Annotated in this window: 17 protein-coding genes; 9 read left to right on the top strand and 8 right to left on the bottom strand. The window is 41.6% G+C overall.

Annotated features, from left to right (window positions below; all coding sequences use genetic code 11):
* Window positions 1–650 precede the first annotated feature (650 nt).
* The 3 genes from PSF11_RS00845 to PSF11_RS00835 form a co-directional block, all read right to left on the bottom strand.
* Entirely contained in the window at window positions 651–2,249 is a 1,599-nt protein-coding gene (locus PSF11_RS00845) for an ABC-F family ATPase (RefSeq protein WP_014657783.1), read from the bottom strand.
* A 355-nt stretch (window positions 2,250–2,604) separates the two neighbouring features.
* Window positions 2,605–3,063 (bottom strand): GNAT family N-acetyltransferase, encoded by a 459-nt coding sequence (locus tag PSF11_RS00840; RefSeq protein ID WP_272682727.1) that lies wholly within the window; start codon window positions 3,061–3,063, stop codon window positions 2,605–2,607.
* Window positions 3,064–3,080: 17 nt separating this feature from the next.
* Complete coding sequence (locus PSF11_RS00835; RefSeq protein WP_004917874.1) at window positions 3,081–3,656, bottom strand: TIGR00730 family Rossman fold protein; 576 nt, start codon at window positions 3,654–3,656, stop codon at window positions 3,081–3,083.
* A 363-nt stretch (window positions 3,657–4,019) separates the two neighbouring features.
* Between PSF11_RS00835 and rhtA the strand changes: the two genes are divergently transcribed.
* Both rhtA and dps read left to right on the top strand, forming a co-directional pair.
* Window positions 4,020–4,907, top strand: a complete 888-nt coding sequence (gene rhtA / locus PSF11_RS00830) for a threonine/homoserine exporter RhtA (RefSeq protein WP_072502930.1) — start codon at window positions 4,020–4,022, stop codon at window positions 4,905–4,907.
* Window positions 4,908–5,196: 289 nt separating this feature from the next.
* Window positions 5,197–5,700, top strand: coding sequence for a DNA starvation/stationary phase protection protein Dps (gene dps / locus PSF11_RS00825; protein WP_004917871.1), 504 nt, complete (start codon window positions 5,197–5,199; stop codon window positions 5,698–5,700).
* Between the two features lie 90 nt (window positions 5,701–5,790).
* Here the strand turns inward: dps and dinG are convergent, their stop codons facing one another.
* On the bottom strand, window positions 5,791–7,899 hold the full coding sequence (gene dinG, locus PSF11_RS00820) for an ATP-dependent DNA helicase DinG (RefSeq protein WP_014657781.1): 2,109 nt from the start codon (window positions 7,897–7,899) through the stop codon (window positions 5,791–5,793).
* A gap of 241 nt (window positions 7,900–8,140) precedes the next feature.
* Between dinG and PSF11_RS00815 the strand changes: the two genes are divergently transcribed.
* The gene (locus tag PSF11_RS00815) at window positions 8,141–8,302 is read left to right on the top strand and encodes a hypothetical protein (RefSeq protein ID WP_014657780.1); all 162 of its coding nucleotides are present in this window, start codon (window positions 8,141–8,143) and stop codon (window positions 8,300–8,302) included.
* Window positions 8,303–8,329: 27 nt separating this feature from the next.
* Complete coding sequence (gene sseA, locus PSF11_RS00810) at window positions 8,330–9,169, top strand: 3-mercaptopyruvate sulfurtransferase (RefSeq protein ID WP_072502929.1); 840 nt, start codon at window positions 8,330–8,332, stop codon at window positions 9,167–9,169.
* A 137-nt stretch (window positions 9,170–9,306) separates the two neighbouring features.
* Here sseA and PSF11_RS00805 read toward each other — a convergent pair whose 3' ends face one another.
* From PSF11_RS00805 to rhlE, 3 genes are all read right to left on the bottom strand, one after another.
* Complete coding sequence (locus PSF11_RS00805; protein WP_014657779.1) at window positions 9,307–9,555, bottom strand: GlsB/YeaQ/YmgE family stress response membrane protein; 249 nt, start codon at window positions 9,553–9,555, stop codon at window positions 9,307–9,309.
* 165 nt (window positions 9,556–9,720) lie between these two features.
* Window positions 9,721–10,683 (bottom strand): tRNA dihydrouridine(16) synthase DusC, encoded by a 963-nt coding sequence (dusC, locus tag PSF11_RS00800; protein WP_072502928.1) that lies wholly within the window; start codon window positions 10,681–10,683, stop codon window positions 9,721–9,723.
* Complete coding sequence (gene rhlE, locus PSF11_RS00795; RefSeq protein WP_036943538.1) at window positions 10,683–12,020, bottom strand: ATP-dependent RNA helicase RhlE; 1,338 nt, start codon at window positions 12,018–12,020, stop codon at window positions 10,683–10,685. The genes dusC and rhlE overlap by 1 nt, the downstream gene beginning before the upstream one ends.
* Before the next feature lie 291 nt (window positions 12,021–12,311).
* Between rhlE and cecR the strand changes: the two genes are divergently transcribed.
* From cecR to PSF11_RS00770, 5 genes are all read left to right on the top strand, one after another.
* A complete protein-coding gene (cecR, locus tag PSF11_RS00790; protein WP_272682726.1) occupies window positions 12,312–12,998 on the top strand; it encodes a transcriptional regulator CecR in 687 nt (228 codons plus the stop codon).
* An 84-nt stretch (window positions 12,999–13,082) separates the two neighbouring features.
* Complete coding sequence (gene hlyD, locus PSF11_RS00785; RefSeq protein WP_014657775.1) at window positions 13,083–14,075, top strand: secretion protein HlyD; 993 nt, start codon at window positions 13,083–13,085, stop codon at window positions 14,073–14,075.
* Between the two features lie 12 nt (window positions 14,076–14,087).
* On the top strand, window positions 14,088–15,830 hold the full coding sequence (locus tag PSF11_RS00780; RefSeq protein ID WP_072502927.1) for an ATP-binding cassette domain-containing protein: 1,743 nt from the start codon (window positions 14,088–14,090) through the stop codon (window positions 15,828–15,830).
* Window positions 15,827–16,966, top strand: a complete 1,140-nt coding sequence (locus tag PSF11_RS00775; protein WP_004917851.1) for an ABC transporter permease — start codon at window positions 15,827–15,829, stop codon at window positions 16,964–16,966. The genes PSF11_RS00780 and PSF11_RS00775 overlap by 4 nt, the downstream gene beginning before the upstream one ends.
* A 12-nt stretch (window positions 16,967–16,978) precedes the next feature.
* On the top strand, window positions 16,979–18,085 hold the full coding sequence (locus PSF11_RS00770; RefSeq protein ID WP_072502926.1) for an ABC transporter permease: 1,107 nt from the start codon (window positions 16,979–16,981) through the stop codon (window positions 18,083–18,085).
* Window positions 18,086–18,211: 126 nt separating this feature from the next.
* Here the strand turns inward: PSF11_RS00770 and PSF11_RS00765 are convergent, their stop codons facing one another.
* On the bottom strand, window positions 18,212–18,919 hold the full coding sequence (locus PSF11_RS00765; RefSeq protein ID WP_004917846.1) for a Bax inhibitor-1/YccA family protein: 708 nt from the start codon (window positions 18,917–18,919) through the stop codon (window positions 18,212–18,214).
* Between the last annotated feature and the right edge of the window lie 200 nt (window positions 18,920–19,119).

The following is a 19,119-nucleotide window of genomic DNA, read 5'->3' as shown; positions in this document are numbered from 1 at the left end:
AGTAAAAAGTCAATTGTAAATCATGTACATCTATTTACTCATTTTTTAACTACTTCTTATTAAAATACAACAACATGTTAATATCGACTTAATTTATAGGGATATAAAACATTGAAAAGATATTTTATACAAATAAATTAATGACAATGGCTCTGAGGCTATTTCCTAATACAGCACATGTTTTATATTGAGATCACCATATATCGCTTAATATTGAGTTATAATAAACTTAATGATATCTCTCAGAGGAGCCACTACCTCTAGCACTCGCTACCAAAGTAGAAAGTTACATTATGTGGTCACAGACCATTAAAACTGCTCGCGGGAAATGTTTAGTGAAAACGATATTGTCAGTTGGGTTAAGCTGAATGCGTATTACTTGAGGAAATGCGTTTTTGAGTATTTCGTAATGGAGAGCCGAAAATAACCCTAGCGGCACTGAATGTCATTTTCGGTTGACGAAACCACATGAAGACGCCAAAACGGGTCGAGGGCTTGCTGCAAATTTCACTAATTTTTTAATATTACCTACTTTATTGGGTAATTTAACCTATCTAAAACAGGTAACGATGCCATTTAAATTGCAGGTTCAGTCATCTCAGACCTAGCTTAAAGCTAGGTCTTCCATTGACTATCTGACGCCAGTAAACTTATTCAATCACACCTTGGCTCTTCAAATATTCATCATAAGTTCCTTTGAAATCAATGACTTTATCTTCTTTGATTTCTAAGATACGACTTGCTAATGAACTGACAAATTCACGGTCGTGAGAGACAAAAATCAATGTGCCTTTATAAAGCTCTAAGGCTAGGTTTAAGGACTCAATAGATTCCATATCCAAGTGGTTGGTAGGTTCATCCATAATTAAGATATTTGGTTGTTGCATCATTAGCTTACCAAATAACATACGACCCTGCTCACCCCCCGACAGTACTGATACTTTTTTCTTGATGTCATCTTGAGTGAAGAGTAAGCGTCCTAAAACACTGCGAACCGCTTGTTCATCATCGCCTTCACTTTTCCACTGACTCATCCAGTCAAAAACGGTCAGATCTGTTTCGAAGTCTTCTGCATGATCTTGTGCATAATAACCAATAGCACTATTTTCAGACCACTTAACCGTACCACTCTTAGGAGGAAGTTCGCCAACGAGTGTTTTCAAAAATGTGGTTTTACCGATACCGTTCGCACCGATAACCGCCATTTTTTCCCCTACTTCAAGTAATAAATTTAAGTTTTTAAACAGCGGAGCTTGATCATAACCATTCGTCACCCCTTCCAACTCAAGGGCATTACGGAATAATTTTTTCTCTTGTTCAAAACGAATGAATGGGTTTTGACGGCTAGAAGCTTTAACTTCCTCAAGCTGAATTTTATCAATTTGACGTGCTCGAGAAGTGGCCTGTTTTGATTTTGAAGCATTCGCACTAAAGCGACTCACAAAGGATTGCAATTCGGCAATTTGCGCTTTTTTCTTCGCATTATCTGCAAGTAGGCGCTCTCTGGCTTGTGTTGCAGCAATCATATACTCATCATAGTTACCCGTGAACAAACGCAATTCACCGTAATCTAAGTCAGCCATATGCGTGCAAACCGTATTCAAGAAGTGCCTATCATGGGAAATAATGACCATAGTGCAATTACGATCGTTCAACACTTGCTCTAACCAACGAATAGTATCAATATCCAAGTTGTTGGTTGGTTCATCGAGTAACAAAATATCGGGATCTGAGAACAGTGCTTGAGCCAACAGTACCCGTAATTTCCAACCTGGAGCGACTTCACTCATCGGACCGTAATGCTGCTCGACAGGAATGCCCACACCGAGTAACAGTTCACCCGCACGAGCTTCCGCACTGTAGCCATCCATTTCACCGTAAGCAACTTCAAGATCAGCAACGCGGTAGCCATCTTCCTCACTCATTTCAGGAAGTGCGTAAATACGGTCGCGCTCTTGTTTTACATTCCATAGCTCAACATGCCCCATAATGACAGTATCAAGCACTGTGTATTCTTCGAAGGCAAATTGATCCTGACGAAGTTTACCAATGCGCTCATTAGGGTCAGTGGTACTCACATTCCCCGCAGTTGGTATAAGATCGCCCCCTAATATCTTCATAAATGTCGATTTACCGGCGCCATTTGCCCCGATTAAACCATAACGGTTCCCTGTTCCGAATTTAACGGAAATATTTTCAAACAGCGGCTTACTGCCAAACTGCATAGTGATATTGCTTGTCTGTAACACTTCTATGCCTTTAATTTACGATGTCGAGGATACCCAACCAAATAGCGGCGCATTATGCCACAATCATTCGCTTAGATCTTGTACTGATTGCATCACCCTAGATGAATAGTAATCCATCCAGCCCTGTATATAATCAAACGAGGTAAGCATTTATCGGTTATGCCACAATATACCAATACTTATTATTGCTATTATGGCGATATAATAAATGGAATTAAAAAGTCGTATGATGAACTTTAAGTTCTAAATAAAAATATTGCTCGCTAAGGCAACTTAATATCGCGATAATAAAAGATAGAATTTATTTATAATGTCGTGATGGCCTAATATTTATTATTAGACCATCAATGGTATTTTATAACTTAATTCCCATGGTACGCGTGATTTCTGTTAACCCCTCTCTCTCATAAAACTTAATTGCCTTATGGTTTTGTGCTAACACAGTAAGCTCTAAATGGCTTAATTGATTGTCTTTTACCCATGTTTTCATTTGCTCAATTAATTGATGCCCCACTTTTTGGCCTCTCAACTCGGGAGATACGACAAGGTCAAAAATATAGGCAAATTGCCGAGGAACCATACAATTATAAGGCGGTGCCGTTTGCTTTTGAGCAATGCAAAAGCCTTTAACTTGCCCATCATATTCCGCCACGAGCAAATGAAAGTTTTCATCACTAATGGTATTTTCAACAAAATCTCTCATCTGTTTAGCAGGCTGCATTCTTTCACTATCAAGCGCTGCCATTTCAGTAAATAACAGCTCATAGAGAGACAGCACAGCTTCAATATCGTGTTTTACTGCACAGCGGATCATAAATACCTCACCGAAGTTTAATCATAAGTTTTAACCGATGGCGCAAGATAGGTTTCAAAACGATCGAGTAGAGCTGCTGGATCATTTTCAACTATCGCCATATGGCGATATTTTTCCTGTAAAAAAGCCTCATCAGCCATTTTGTTCGTCATATCAATTAGTGGCTGCCAATAGTTATTAATATTAAATAGCCCACAAGGCTTAGTGTGTAGCCCTATTTGACTCCAAGTGAACACCTCACTAAATTCCTCAAGAGTGCCGTAACCTCCAGGTAGAGCAACAAAGCCATCGGCAAGCTCAATCATCTTACTTTTACGTTGATGCATCGTGTCAACTTTATACAATTTAGTCAGATTTTTATGAGAAATTTCACGCTCTTCAAGTAGTGAAGGAATAACTCCAATTGCTTGACCACCTTGAGATAAAATAGTGTCGGCCACCGTGCCCATAATACCAACGCTTGCCCCACCATAAACTAAAGTAATATTGCGCTTGACCATTTCTTCTGCAAATTTAATCGCCTGTTGCTTATAAACTTCATTAGCTCCCATGCTGGAACCACAATAAACGGCAATACTGTTAATTTTTCTCATTTTTTCCTCGTTTTTATCGTGTTTTTATGGAAAATAATTATACGTTACATAAGGATAAGCTCAACACACATTCTCATCCCACCCTCATCAACATATAAAACTCTGTCTAAAATTAATTAAAGCGCCTACACATGGGGTATATAGTCAACAAAATAAATATTAAATGCTATGTTTTATCGTGCTCTCTATTTTATAAATACATATTATCCATGTTAAATTTATGTCATAATCACCGCTTATGTTATGTACCTGAGTTGTTAATAGTCAGCACGTACATTTTCTTTGTCAAAATTTTCTTTTATTGAAGAATAATCAGCCATTTTTTTGCTGATTTTATTACGTATTTCTGAGGTTCAACGATCCATGTCTGCCGATACTAAAAAGAGTGCCTTTCCTCTATTACCCGTGGGATTGCTATTACTGGCAATGACCTCAATTCAGAGCGGAGCATCTCTAGCTAAAACACTGTTTCCTGTTATCGGTGCACCAGGAGTGACTGGGCTACGCTTATTGCTTGCGACCATTATTTTATTTGTCATTTTTAAACCTTGGCGATTAAAGTTTAGGCGAAACTCTCTTATTCCCCTGTTAACTTATGGTCTTTCTTTGGGGACCATGAACTATTTGTTTTATTTATCCTTAGAACGAATTCCACTTGGGATCGCGGTAGCACTTGAGTTTACAGGGCCACTGGCTGTCGCAATGTTTTCATCCCGCCGCCCCATTGACTTTTTATGGATAGCGTTGGTCATCGTTGGGCTGCTCTTTTTATTGCCTATCGGTGATGATATTAATGGCCTAGATCTTGTCGGTGCCTTATATGCCCTTGGTGCGGGCGTTTGTTGGGGGATCTATATTATTTTTGGCCAACGGGCTGGCGCAGGTTATGGTGCCGCAACCGTAGCAATAGGCTCCTTTATTTCAACCCTGATCTTTTTCCCTATTGGGTTAATGCAGACAGGTGTTGAGGTCATGTTTGACCCTGCTATTTTGCCGTTGGCGTTGGCTGTTGCTGTTCTCTCTACAGCCTTTCCTTATACCTTAGAGATGATAGCGCTTACCCGACTTCCAGCAAAAACCTTCGGGACTTTGATGAGCCTTGAGCCTTGTATGGGGGCATTCCTTGGAATTGTCTTCCTCCAAGAGCATTTAACCGTTACTCAATGGTTAGCACTATTATGTATTGTTTTTGCCTCAATAGGCTCAACATCCACAGCACGCCCTAAAACAAAAATAGAAGAGGTTTCTTAAATAAATAGAGGAAGAAATTTCTTTATTATTTAATTTGTATAAAGGTTAATAAAGTTAACAACATTTTCTTTATTAACCTTATTTATTGTAAACTTTCTTTAATATCATTGAAATATTAGCTTATTAATCCTATAGTAATATTTATTAAGCGTTTATTTAATTATAAGCCGTTATCAATTTTACCTATCAAAGTAATAGAATATTACATTATGACAAGTTGGTTCTGTTGTTTTATATTAATTAACAGAAACAGATTATTGAATAATTAATTACTTATAAGGGGAAGATTATGAGTACAGCTAAATTAGTAAAAGCACCTCAAGCAAATCTTTTATATACCCGCAATGATGTTGAGGATAGCGTTAAATTAGAGTCTATCAATATTTTGAATGTTATGGTCATCCATTTTACTGATCTTTCTTTAATGACCAAACAAGCACATTGGAATATGCGCGGTCGTAACTTTATTGCCGTACATGAAATGCTAGATGGCTTCCGTACCACTTTAGTTGAGCACCTTGATGAATTTGCTGAGCGTGCTGTACAACTTGGTGGAGTTGCAATTGGTACGACTCAGCAAGTCAATAAATTTACATCGTTAGAAGCTTATCCAATTGATATCCACGATGTTCAAGATCATCTAAAAGCATTAGCAGACCGTTATGCGGTTGTGGCTAACGATATTCGTAAAGCTATCGATGAAGTCGAAGATGAGGATACCGCGGATATGTTTACTGCGGCATCACGCGACCTCGATAAGTTCTTATGGTTCTTAGAAGCTAATATTGAGTAATGTCGATAAAAATAGTCAACGTTGATTGACCCCTTGGCCACACTAATGTGTGGCCTTATTGTTATTATACTATTAAGAAAGACGTTAACGTTACGTACCGCTTGGCATAGCCGGCCGTTCAATTGGGAACACGGGTAATGCGTTCAGCAACCGCTTACCATAATTTTTGGTGATCAATCGATTATCATAGATAACAATCTCACCATAGCATTCATGGCTACGGATCAACCTTCCTGCTTGTTGAATCAAATTAAATGATGCACTTGGTAAACTTTGTACTTCAAACGGATAACGTTTAAGCGATTTTAACCATTCACCTTCAGTAATAATCACGGGGTTAGTCACCGGTGGAAAAGCGATTTTATGGATATGTACCTGTGTTAAATACTCACCTTTTAAATCAAGCCCCTCCGCAAATGACTGCAACCCTATCAGTACACTGGTTAACCCTTTATTGATCCTGTCACAATGGGTTTCAACTAACCGATAGCGCGGCTGATCCCCTTGCACTAACAATTGTAGACGTAAATCTTTTACATGTTCCAGAAACCCTTCCATCGCTCGCTGGCTACTAAACAACACTAGCATACCTCGATGAGTACCTTTTTCTAATTGATGCCGGAAATACGTTGCCATCTCCGCTAAATGTAGCTCTTCATTCGAGATAGTTGGTTCGTACTTCATTTGAGGAATAATCAGTTTACCCTGTTCAATATGATTAAAGGGTGAAGACAGCGTCACAAAACGGTCATCACTTTTTTCTGATAACCCACTCAATTCTTGAAAACGAGAGTAGCTATTAAGTGAGCGTAACGTCGCTGATGTGATCACGATGTGTGGCACATTGCGCCATAATAGCTGCTGTAATTGCTCACTAACCCGTATCCCAGCACAGTGCAGAAATAAACGAGACTGGTTTTTCTCATAACGACGGCTAAGCCATTTCGAAATTGGCGCTCCTGATGTTTGGTCAATTGACGCTAACCGCCATAATTTCGCCATATTTTCAAAATATCCCATTGCTCGGCTAGTTAATAGAATAGAGCGATGTAAGCGAACAATATCCTGTTTAGCCGTTTGCTCGGTTAAATCATTGAGAATTGATTCCGCTAACCCTCTTAGCCCGTCGGTCAGTTTGAAAAGTTCTTGGCAACATAGCTGCATTGCCTCAGGCAACAGCCCCATCGGAAATAAGTACTCATTATCCTTTGAGGTTTCTGGTAATAATGCGTTGGTTAGTAGCGAAAAATCACGAAATGCTTCTCTTAACTTTTCCGCGTGCTGCTGTAACCGCTCTGGGTTCGCTAATTTTGGCGGCTTGGCTGGCCTAAACTGAGCGAGATATTGCCCCACATGATGAAGAAAATTATCCACCTGTGCTGTTAATTGAACGAGTGTGATCTCGCCTTCCACTTCCAACGCATCCCTTGCTACGTCAGGCACATGATGCCCCTCATCCAGTACTAAAAGGAGTTTTTTAGGATCTGGTAATACCGATTCACTTTCCATTGCCGCCATCACCAGCGCATGGTTTGCAACCACCACATCCGCATCTTCAATTTCCCGCCGAGCAATAAAAAAGGGACAACGCTGATAAAATTGGCAATTACGGCCTAAGCAGTTCATTTTGTCAGTGCTGACCTTACGCCATAAGCTATCGCTAAAAGCACGCTTATGGTGATCCCGTAAGCCATCCCATGCAAAACTATGAAAATCATTACGTAGCTGCTGGCAAATCGCTCTCTCTTCACTGTTTGCGATTTCGGTTTTATCTTCCACCAGCAACATTAAGTCAATTTGTTCGCCTTCTGCGGCACAGATTGCTTCCAGATTGCGTGGACACACATAGCGTGCTCGCCCAAAAGCCCCTGTATATTTAAGATCAGGAATAATTTTACTGAGTAAGGGCAGATCCTTACTGAATATTTGATCTTGTAATGCAACATTCGCAGTACTGACAACCAATGTTTTGCCTTCTTCTCGGCCAACAGCAATACCCGGTATCAAATAAGATAATGTTTTACCAACCCCTGTAGGAGCCTCAATAACCAAATGCCGCCCTTCTTCGTCCGCCAAATTTTTAGCAACTTCAGCAATCATTTGGCGCTGAGGCGCGCGGGATACGAACCCGTCAATGTGCTGTGATAACCCTTTGTACCATTGGGTTATATGTTCTTTCATTTTATTTGACAGGGACATAGGCTCACTGCTGTTCACATTAGAAGATATAGGATAACCAAGTAGGTCAATAACATCGAATTAAACAATATATGCTTACGAAGGCGCTCGCAAAAACTACTGTTTAAAAAACCATTATGCCATAAAATTGGGAACAGGTTGGCAAATTCCGGATCCATCCGCACAAAAAAGAGTATTTAACTTGTCTGCAACAAACATCGGGTTATACTTTGGGTTTATTTCTTCAATTCAGGCTATAAAAATGAAAAAGGTTGTTATCGCGCTTTGCGCACTCTGCGCATTCGGCTCCATCGGTGGAATTGTCTTAGCTGGCATGAATATTTATACACGCTCAACGACACCTATTGAGCAGAGTCAGGCACAGCAACCCTCAATTATACCTTCAGCGGGTCAGGTTCAATAATATTTACATTCAGGATGAAGATAATTTATGTATGACGCTTATTTTGTAACACCCGAATGGTTACATGACCATTTGTCTGACTCTAACCTTATCGTACTAGATGCTTCATCTCCGCCCCCAACAGCACCCTATGATTGCCGACAACGTTGGTTAGAAGAGCATATTCCAAGCGCACAGTTTTTTGATCAAGATAAGGTTGCTGATACTCGAACCCCCCTGCCTCATATGCTGCCTGATGCTGAAACTTTTAGCCGTGCGGTCGGTGAAATGGGAATTAACAATAACACTCAGGTTATTATTTACGCCCAGAATAATTTATTCTCAGCACCACGTGCGTGGTGGACATTCACCACAATGGGCCATAAAAATGTCAAAATTCTCGCGGGTGGCATTGAAGCATGGAAAGCACTCGGTTTCCAAACTGAATCCGGTGAGGTCACGCCGCCAGCCCCACAGCACTACACCGCTCAGCGCCACGGTGACAACGCATTAAATCAAACACAAATGCTTAACCTCGTAGAACAGGGAAAAGTACAAATTATTGATGCTCGTGCCGCGGCACGTTTCTTAGCGCAAGCACCTGAGCCTCGCCCAGGGCTACGTATGGGCCATATCCCCGGTAGTAAAAACATGCCTTGGGATCAATTAGTTGAAAATGGTGAATTTAAATCACCAGCCCAACTTAAAGCCCTATTTGCAGAGCAAAGTATTGATATTCATGCCCCTTCCGTCACAACGTGTGGCTCTGGTATGACGGCGGCTGTGGTGCTCATGGCTCTGACTCTATTAGGCAACACAAATGTTAAGCTATATGATGGCTCTTGGGCAGAATGGGGCCAAGACAATGGGTTACCTATAGAGTCTTAATTATTCATCTAATCAAAAGATTAATTGAACTAAAAATCGGATTAATACTTAATCAACATTAAATAGCATTCAAAAAAATAACCCTCTATTCACGGAGAGGGTTATTTCTTTCAAATCGAGATAAGTTTAGTCAATCGCTATTTGGCAAATATCCCAGCTAAAAATAGCACGACGATCGCACCGATAACCGCAACAACAAAACTACCGAAATTGAAGCCGTCTACTTTACCTTTACCGAAGAAGGTACTGATGTAGCCACCCACAACAGACCCAACAATTCCGAGTACAATAGTCATGATAAAACCAATATGGTAAGTGCCTGGCATAATCCATTTAGCCAATACCCCTGCAATCAGACCAAAAATGACCCAAGAAATGACTCCCATCATCGACCTCCAAACGAATTAATACGGTAAAAATAGATTTTAACCATGTTAGTTTGCCATCTTATGACATACGATTTAAGTCAATTTAGCATGATTAAAAAAGCCATTAGCCCTTTAAGTTAAGAACTAATACTCTATTTTAGCAAATCATAAACAACCGAATGATTAAAATTCCATCATTTTTGCTGGCTTTTTTACTTCAGATTCGATCACTTCGGCGATCTGGCGAGCACTCTTTAGCGCTCGGATCAGAGAAAATAGTCTGTCTGCTTGCTGATATTCTTTACGTAAATAGCCTAACCATTGCTTGATACGTGCGGCATGGTAATTCCCCGTATCTCCTTGTTTTTCAAGCTCTGTATATTTTAATAGCAAGCTGCCGACGTGCTCCCAAGCCATTTTGGGCTGATTGCTTTTTATGACATGACTTAAATTAGGCGTATGCAGAGCGCCCCGCCCAATCATAATCGCATCACATCCCGTTATTGCTAGGCAGTGCTGAGCACTTTCATAATCCCACACCTCACCATTGGCAATTACAGGGATGGATAAGCGGCGACGAATATCGCCAATAGCTTGCCAATTAATCTTTTCAGCTCGATAGCCATCTTCTTTGGTACGGCCATGCACCGTCAATTCCGTCGCTCCAGCCTGCTCCACGGCATCTGCGATTTCATGACAAAATTGGCTATTATCCCACCCTAACCTGACTTTAACAGAAACAGGTAATTCCTCTGGAACAGCCTCTCGCATCGCCTTTGCGGCACGATAAATAAGCTCTGGTTGCTTTAGTAAAGTTGCACCACCCCCATGGCCATTCACGGTTTTAGAGGGGCATCCACAATTCAGATCTACCCCCCATGAACCCAGCGAAACTGCCCTATAGGCGTTTTCAGCTAACCACTGAGGGTGCTGCCCCAATAACTGAACGCGTACTAACGTACCTGATGGTGTCCGACTGCCATGACGCAATTCCGGACATAACCGATAAAACGTTTTTGCCGGTAAAAAGGTATCGACAACTCGTACAAACTCAGTAATACAGAGATCGTAATCATTGACCTCACTGAGTAAGGAGCGCACAAGCGAGTCAAGTACCCCCTCCATCGGGGCAAGTAACACACGCATTAGCCTTCACCGCGTCCCTGACGCACTTTTTTTTGTGCGCTTTTCCATGGTGAGGCTGATGCCGATTTATCTTTTGAGCTATCAGCACCAGTACGTTCGCGGCGCGGCTTCACAGACGTATTATGGCGTTTATTTGCACTACGCCTTTCATTATTACGCTGCGGCGCTTTTTGGATAGGTTCAGGTTTAATGGAAGGATCAGGCTCATAACCTTCTATCGCCATAACAGGAACCGGTTTTTTTAGTAGCTTTTCAATATCTTTTAGCAGCTTTAACTCATCAACACATACCAGTGAAACAGCCATTCCTGTTGCGTCTGCTCGCCCTGTACGACCAATACGGTGAACATAATCTTCCGCTACATTAGGCAGTTCAAAGTTAACAACATACGGCAATTGTTCGATATCTAAACCACGTGCCGCAATATCTGTCGCCACCAGTACTCGAACATCACCTGATTTAAAATCTGCTAATGCACGTGTACGCGCGCCTTGGCTCTTATTACCATGAATTGCCGCCGCTTTTACGCCATCTTTATTTAGATGTTCAGCAAGGCGGTTCGCACCATGTTTTGTGCGTGTAAAAACAAGAACTTGCTGCCAGTTTTCACGGCCTATCATGTAAGATAACAGCTCTGCTTTACGTTTCTTATCGACATGATGGACAAACTGGGTGACTTGCTCAGAAGCCGAGTTACGAGGAGCGACTTCGATCGTCACAGGGTTATCCAGTAATTTATTCGCTAATTGTTTAATTTCATTAGAGAATGTAGCTGAAAACAGCAGGTTTTGACGTTTTTTAGGTAACTTACTGATCACACGGCGAATATCATGAATAAACCCCATATCAAGCATACGATCGGCTTCGTCCAAAACAAGGATCTCAACTTGAGATAAATTGACCGCATTTTGATGCTCTAGGTCGAGTAATCGCCCCGGCGTCGCAATCAAAATATCAACACCACCACGTAACTTCATCATTTGTGGGTTGATGCTGACACCACCAAACACGACAAATGAGCGGATCCTTAAATGACGGCTATATTCCTTAACATTCTCAGCGACTTGCGCAGCCAATTCACGTGTCGGCGTTAAGATCAATGCCCTAATCGGTTTGCGATCTTTTCCAATTCTAGGAGTCGAAATTAATTTTTGTAAAATGGGTAAGGTAAAACCCGCCGTTTTCCCTGTTCCTGTTTGAGCACTCGCTAAGAGGTCGTGACCATCAAGGACTGCTGGGATAGCTTGCTGTTGGATAGGCGTAGGGGCTTCGTAGCCTAACTCATTAATGGCGAGCAGAATTTCCTCGTTTAATGCGAGGTCTGAAAAACTAGTCAAATTAAATTACTCCGGACTTCACCACTCTGAATGATCAGAGGCAGTTCGAGGGGAAGGATTGTAGATGAAGAAAAGATGCAAACTGCCGTGCAATTGCGGGAAGTCTAACATTATTTGGCTCTAATAAGTATATTAATTTAGTTTAGAAAATAAATTAATACAAAATTACTCAAATATAGTATATATAACTATTACAAACTAGAATATGTCGTTTTCCGTCACTGAATTATGCAAAAAGCCGTGTAGAGCTTGTTAGGTTGATATTTAGTTTTGAATGTTTAAGGAAATTTCATGATTACAAACACACCGTCAACACATCGAGGAGAAAACGCCAGAGTGCAGTTGCTATGCTCAGCTGCAGATGTCTATGGTGAATTAGGTCTCGACGGAGCAACAACCCGCAAAATTGCTCAAGTTTCGGGGCAAAATATTACCGCCATTTCCTATTATTTTGGTTCGAAAGAGGGGCTGTATCTCGCTGTAGCCCAATTGATTGCGAACACAATAAAAGAAAACTTTAGCGAGACAACCGCGGAAATTGATACATATCTTCGTCAAACCAATCCCCCTCCTGATGAGGCCATCAAACTCTTGCAAAAAGCATTAGTCGGTTATAATTACTTTCAGCTAGAAAAAAAGAACCTGAGTTTTTCTCGAATACTCGCTAGAGAGCAACTCAACCCAACCGAAGCCTATACCATTATTCATGAGCAGGCTCTCGGACCTATTTACACCAAATTAAACCGTCTTATTGCCATTTATATAGGCTCCGATCCCAACAGCCTAACCACCTTAATCCAAACCCATGCCATCTTAGGGGAAACGCTCTCGTTTCGTATCGCAAGAGAGACGTTACTTCGGCAAACTGGCTGGAAACATATCAATGAAGAGGAATATAAAATCATTAACCAAGTACTGATAGAGCACACCAATATCTTGTTGGAAGGATTGCGTCATTGCAAAGAGGCACAAAAGTGATATCATTAATCCATAAAAAACGGTTATAGATTATCGAACTATCTATTTTTAGACATGTAATCTACACGAAGAATAAGGTTAATTATGAACAATAAACGTCGTTCAATCTTTTTAATTCTTATTGTCATAGTAATCGGTCTCGCTGCGGGTGGTTATTATTGGTATCAATCACAGCAAGATAAAACATTAATCTTATATGGTAATGTTGATGTACGAACCGTCAACCTTGGTTTTCGTGTTGGTGGGAAGCTCGCGTCTTTGAATGTTGATGAAGGCGCGCGCGTTACCCCCAGTCAAGCTTTAGGCCAGCTTGACCAAGCGCCTTATATCAACGCATTAAACAAAGCAAAGGGCGTTAGAGACAGTGCAAAAGCTCAGCTAGCTATGAAAGAAAAAGGCTATCGCACTCAAGAAATTGCACAAGTTGAAGCAGAGGTTGCCCAAAAACAAGCGGCATGGAAATACGCTGAAAGTTTTTACCAGCGCCAAAAAGGACTCGCAGCCTCCCATGTGATTTCTGCCAATGAGCTCGACAATGCAAAGACAAATCGAAATCAAGCACTTGCCGCATTAAAAGCCGCACAAGATAAACTAAACCAGTATCAAAGCGGTTTCCGTCAAGAAGAGATAGCGGCTGCACGAGGCGAATGGCTACAAGCTGAAGCGGCTGTTGCACAGGCAGAATTAGACTTAAAAGATACCGTATTAACAGCCCCCTCAGATGGAACCATCCTAACGCGAGCCATTGAGCCTGGCAGCATTGTCGGTGCTGGTAATACTGTATTTAGTGTCACTCTCACGACGCCTGTTTGGGTAAGGGCTTATGTCGATGAGCCTAATTTAGGGATGGCCGTTCCTGGTCGAGAAGTTTTGCTCTACACCGATAGCCGTCCAGATACCCCTTATCACGGTACCATTGGTTTTGTATCACCAACCGCTGAATTCACGCCAAAAAGCGTACAAACTCCGCAATTACGTACTGATCTTGTATATCGGCTACGCATCGTTGTCAGCGATCCTGATGAGGCACTACGCCAAGGCATGCCAGTTACCATCCGCTTTGCTGAAATTCAGTGATAAGAGTGCATGATGAGTAAGCACGATGACTGCATTCGTCTTCAAGGGGTTGAAAAAACATTTCAGGGTTTAGACTCCCCCGCAGTAGAGAGCTTAACGGCCGAGATCTATGGTGGCTCGGTAACGGGTTTAGTCGGCCCAGACGGTGCAGGCAAAACGACGTTAATGATAATGCTTGCCGGTTTATTAAAACCTGATTCAGGCACAATCAGTCTAATGGGATTAGATCCGATTAAAGACAGCGTACAAGTGCATGCTAATTTAGGATATATGCCACAAAAATTTGGCTTATATGAAGATCTGACCGTCCAAGAAAATCTTGATTTATATGCTGATTTACGTGGCGTCCTCGGTGAAGAGAGAGAGAAAAGTTATCGTCAGTTGCTCACCTTTACTGATTTAACAAATTTTACAGGTCGACTTGCCGGTAAATTATCCGGCGGTATGAAACAAAAGCTAGGGTTAGCTTGCACACTGATTGGCAGACCAAAGGTGCTACTTTTAGACGAGCCTGGGGTTGGGGTTGATCCCATCGCACGACGCGAATTATGGCGAATGGTACACACTTTAGCCGATGAGGGGATGCTGATCCTTTGGAGTACCTCCTATCTTGATGAGGCCCAACAGTGCAAAAATGTTTTGCTCCTTAACCAAGGCCAATTGCTTTTTTCAGGGAAACCTCAAGATCTGACCCAAACTATGGTTGGTCGCTCCTATTTATTAGATGTTCCGGCCGCCAATAAACGTACAATATTGCAAAATGCCCTCGTTCTTCCGGAAACCAGCGATGGCGTGATCCAAGGGCGTTATATCCGCTTAATATTAAAGCCTGATGCGTCTAAAACGTCGCTACTTCACCGTTTGCATATGCCTGATGGGAAGCTGATTGAGGCAGAGCCACGTTTTGAAGATGCTTTTATTGATCTCTTAGGTGGGGGGCCTTCCCATCGCTCAGAATTGGCGGCTATCATGCCGCAAATCCCTGCTAATCCAAGTGAAACCGTTATTGAAGCGCGTGATCTAACGAAAAAATTTGGTGATTTTGCCGCGACGGATAGCGTCAATTTTCAAGTAAAACGCGGTGAAATTTTTGGCTTACTCGGCCCCAATGGTGCGGGGAAGTCAACCACCTTTAAAATGATGTGTGGATTGATGAGACCAACCGAAGGTCACGCCTTAGTGTTAGGAATGGATTTAAAGACCAGCTCAGATAAAGCACGGCAACACCTCGGCTATATGGCGCAAAAATTCTCGCTCTATAGCAATTTAAAGGTTGGGCAGAATCTCAAATTCTTTTCTGGTGTTTATGGTCTGCATGGTAAGCATCAAACACATAAAATAGCTGAAATGGTTGAGGCCTTTAATTTTAAGCCAATTATTAATCAAATAACTGATTCACTCCCTCTTGGCTTTAAACAACGCCTTGCCCTTGCCTGCTCCCTTATGCATGAGCCAGATATTTTATTTCTTGATGAACCGACATCGGGGGTCGACCCTCTCACTCGACGTGAGTTTTGGCTACATATCAACGGCATGGTCGATAGAGGCGTAACCGTCATGGTGACAACTCACTTTATGGATGAAGCAGAGTATTGTGATCGCATAGGATTAGTGTATCACGGCAAGATCATTGCCGCAGGTACACCAGATGAACTAAAACAGCAAGTCGCTAGTGAAAGTCATCCAAATCCATCAATGGAAGATGCTTTTATTGGGTTGATACTTGATTATGATAAACAGCGGGAGGAACAATGACCGCCAACGCGTCTCATTTTTCTTGGCGTAGACTCCGTGCATTATGCATTAAAGAAAGCAAACAAATCGTACGCGATCCCAGTAGTGCATTGATTGCCGTTGTGATCCCCCTAATGCTGTTATTTATTTTTGGTTATGGGATCAATTTGGATTCCAGTCAATTACGTGTTGGCATCTTGATGGATCAACAAAGCCATGAAGCACGCCAACTCGTCGATACATTTACAGGCTCCCCTTTTATTGACGCTACGGTTAGCGATAATCGGCAACAATTAATTGCAAAAATGCAAGCGGGCAAAATTCGCGGCATTATCGTTATCCCCGTGAACTTCTCAGCCCAATTGCTACGTCCTGAAGGGCATGCCGCCATACAAGTGATTACCGACGGCAGTGAGCCTAATACTGCGAACTTTGTACAAGCCTACACCAAAGGGATCTGGTATACGTGGTTGATACAACAAGGTGAAAATCGAGGCTATCCCACAGATCCCCTCATTGAGTTAAATATGCGTTATTGGTTCAATGAAGCTGCAATTAGTCAGCATTTCATTATACCCGGTGCCATTAGTATCATAATGACGGTAGTTGGAGCTATTTTGACATCACTGGTTGTTGCTCGTGAATGGGAGCGCGGCACAATGGAAGCCCTTCTCTCGACACAGATTACACGCACCGAATTGCTTTTATCCAAATTATTACCCTATCAAGTCTTAGGCTCCTTTGTGATGATCTTGTGTATGATTGTCACGACATCACTATTAAATATACCTTATCGAGGCTCACTCTTAGTGCTGTTTTTGATCACTAGCCTCTATTTAGCGACCGCTCTCGGAATGGGGCTATTGATTTCCACCATCACTCGCAATCAATTTAATGCCGCAATGGTCGCATTAAATGCGGCATTTTTGCCAGCAATTATGCTATCAGGCTTTATTTTTGAAATCTCAAGCATGCCAATATTTGTCCAAATCGTGACTTATTTCATTCCGGCGCGCTATTTTGTCAGCAGCTTACAAACGCTATTTCTGGCAGGCGATATCTATATTGTTTTGTTCACCAATCTGCTGTTACTTATCGCCTCCGCTATTTTATTTATTGGCTTAACGGCATGGAAAACACGCCGTCGTCTTGATTGATAAGGATGAAATATGTTTTACCGCCTATATACCTTGATCATGAAAGAACTACAGACGTTATTGCAGGAAAAGCAAACGCGGATCATTTTGCTCATGCCTGTTATTTTCCAAATGATCTTGTTTCCTTTGGCTGCAACCCTTGAGGTTACCAACACCACGATCGCCATTTTCGATCAAGATGGCGGGAAGCACTCTATCGAATTAACTCAACGATTAGCAAAAGCGGAAGCCTTTTCTCAAGTACGATTACTCAAAAATGAGCACGAGATCCGAGAAACACTGGATAACCGAGAAAGCTTATTAGTCGTACGCTTCGGGCAAAATTTTAGCGCTGACATCGATAGCCAGCACACTGCGAAGATGATGTTATTACTTGATGGACGTAACTCTAACAGCGCGCAAATTGCCGCTAACTATATTGAACAAATCGTATTACAATATCAAAGCGAGCTAACGGCAGGCCGCCCTTTAGCCAATAATAGCGAGTTAGTGGTTCGTAACTGGTATAACCCTAATCTGGAATATAAATGGTTTATCGTGCCATCACTGGTGGCATTAATCACGACCATTGGCGTACTGATTGTCACTTCCCTGTCGATTGCCCGAGAGGCCGAACAGGGAACCCTTGACCAATTACTTGTATCGCCGCTCACGACTTGGCAAATTTTTATCGGTAAAGCCGTACCCGCATTGATTATTGCCACCGCGCAAGCGACTTTAGTCTTAGTCATTGGTATCTTCTGTTACCAAATCCCCTTTGCAGGCTCCCTCACGCTATTTTATGCAACTATGATGGTTTATGGCCTTTCACTAGTGGGTTTTGGATTATTAATATCGGCTTTGTGTTCAACCCAACAACAAGCATTTATCGGTGTATTTGTTTTTGTGATGCCCGCTATTTTGCTCTCAGGCTATATTTCTCCCGTTGAGAATATGCCCATTTGGTTGCAAGAAATTACCTTGATCAATCCAATCCGCCATTTCACTGAAATCACCAAACAGATTTACTTAAAAGATGCTGATTTTAGTGTTATTTGGCCGAGCCTATGGCCACTGCTCGTGATATCAGTCATTACCAGTACCTTTGCTTACTACCTCTTTCGGCAGAAAACAGCGTAGCAATTACCTATTAGTCACGACTATATTTTTTACTAAACAATAAAAAACCCTTGTCTGTTTGACCATGACAAGGGTTGATATTCTTTAAAAGCTATTGTGTATCTTAAATACACAATTTATACATGATTAACGGCGGTCGCCGAAAATACGTAGCAGCATTAAGAACAGGTTGATAAAGTCCAGATACAGGTTTAATGCACCTAGGATAGCGAGTTTACGCATGCTTTCTTTATCTTCCACGTCAATTTGTGCACCCATCTCTTTCAGTTTCTGAGTATCATATGCGGTCAGGCCTGCAAAAATCAGAACACCTGCATAGGTGATCACCCAGTATAATGCTGAGCTTTTCATGAAAATATTGACAATAGAAGCGATAATTAGGCCAATAAGCGCCATAAACAGGAAGTTACCGATACCACTTAGGCTACGCTTTGTGGTGTAACCATAAACACTTAGTGCACCAAACATTGCCGCCGTGATAAAAAATGTTCCTGCTACCGATTCCATTGTATAAGCAGCTAAAACCACAGAAATTGTTAGCCCAGTAAGTACTGAGTAGAGCATAAACATGCCCGTTGCCATCATACCACTCATTCTTGGCAGTAAAAATGACAAACCAAGTACAAGTCCAAACTCAACAATGATTAAACCAAAAAACAGAACATTATTAGTCGCTATGGTATAAAATAAGCCACTATTCAGTGTGGACCAAGCAACAAAAGCAGTCAGTAACAGACCAACAGTCATCCAGCCATAAACCTGTGACATAAATGTCTGAATGCCGGCACTGCTGCGCTGGACAAGAGAATCATTACGTTGATCGAATCGATCCATGATGGTTACCCTTCGTACATTAGTAAGAAACGACCACAGCAACGTGCCGTAGCCAGACAAATTCCTACAAAGTTTATCATAAATTATTGACAATACCATTCAACAAACTTAAAACCATTGATTAGAATTTATGCCATGCCGCTGCTGACGGGCGTCTAAATACGCTAAAAATTATTTTAAATATAAATGAAATTTACTGA

Source organism: Providencia sp. PROV119 (assembly GCF_028482435.1).
Lineage (GTDB): Bacteria > Pseudomonadota > Gammaproteobacteria > Enterobacterales > Enterobacteriaceae > Providencia > Providencia stuartii.
This window is presented reverse-complemented; position numbering and strand designations above follow the sequence as displayed.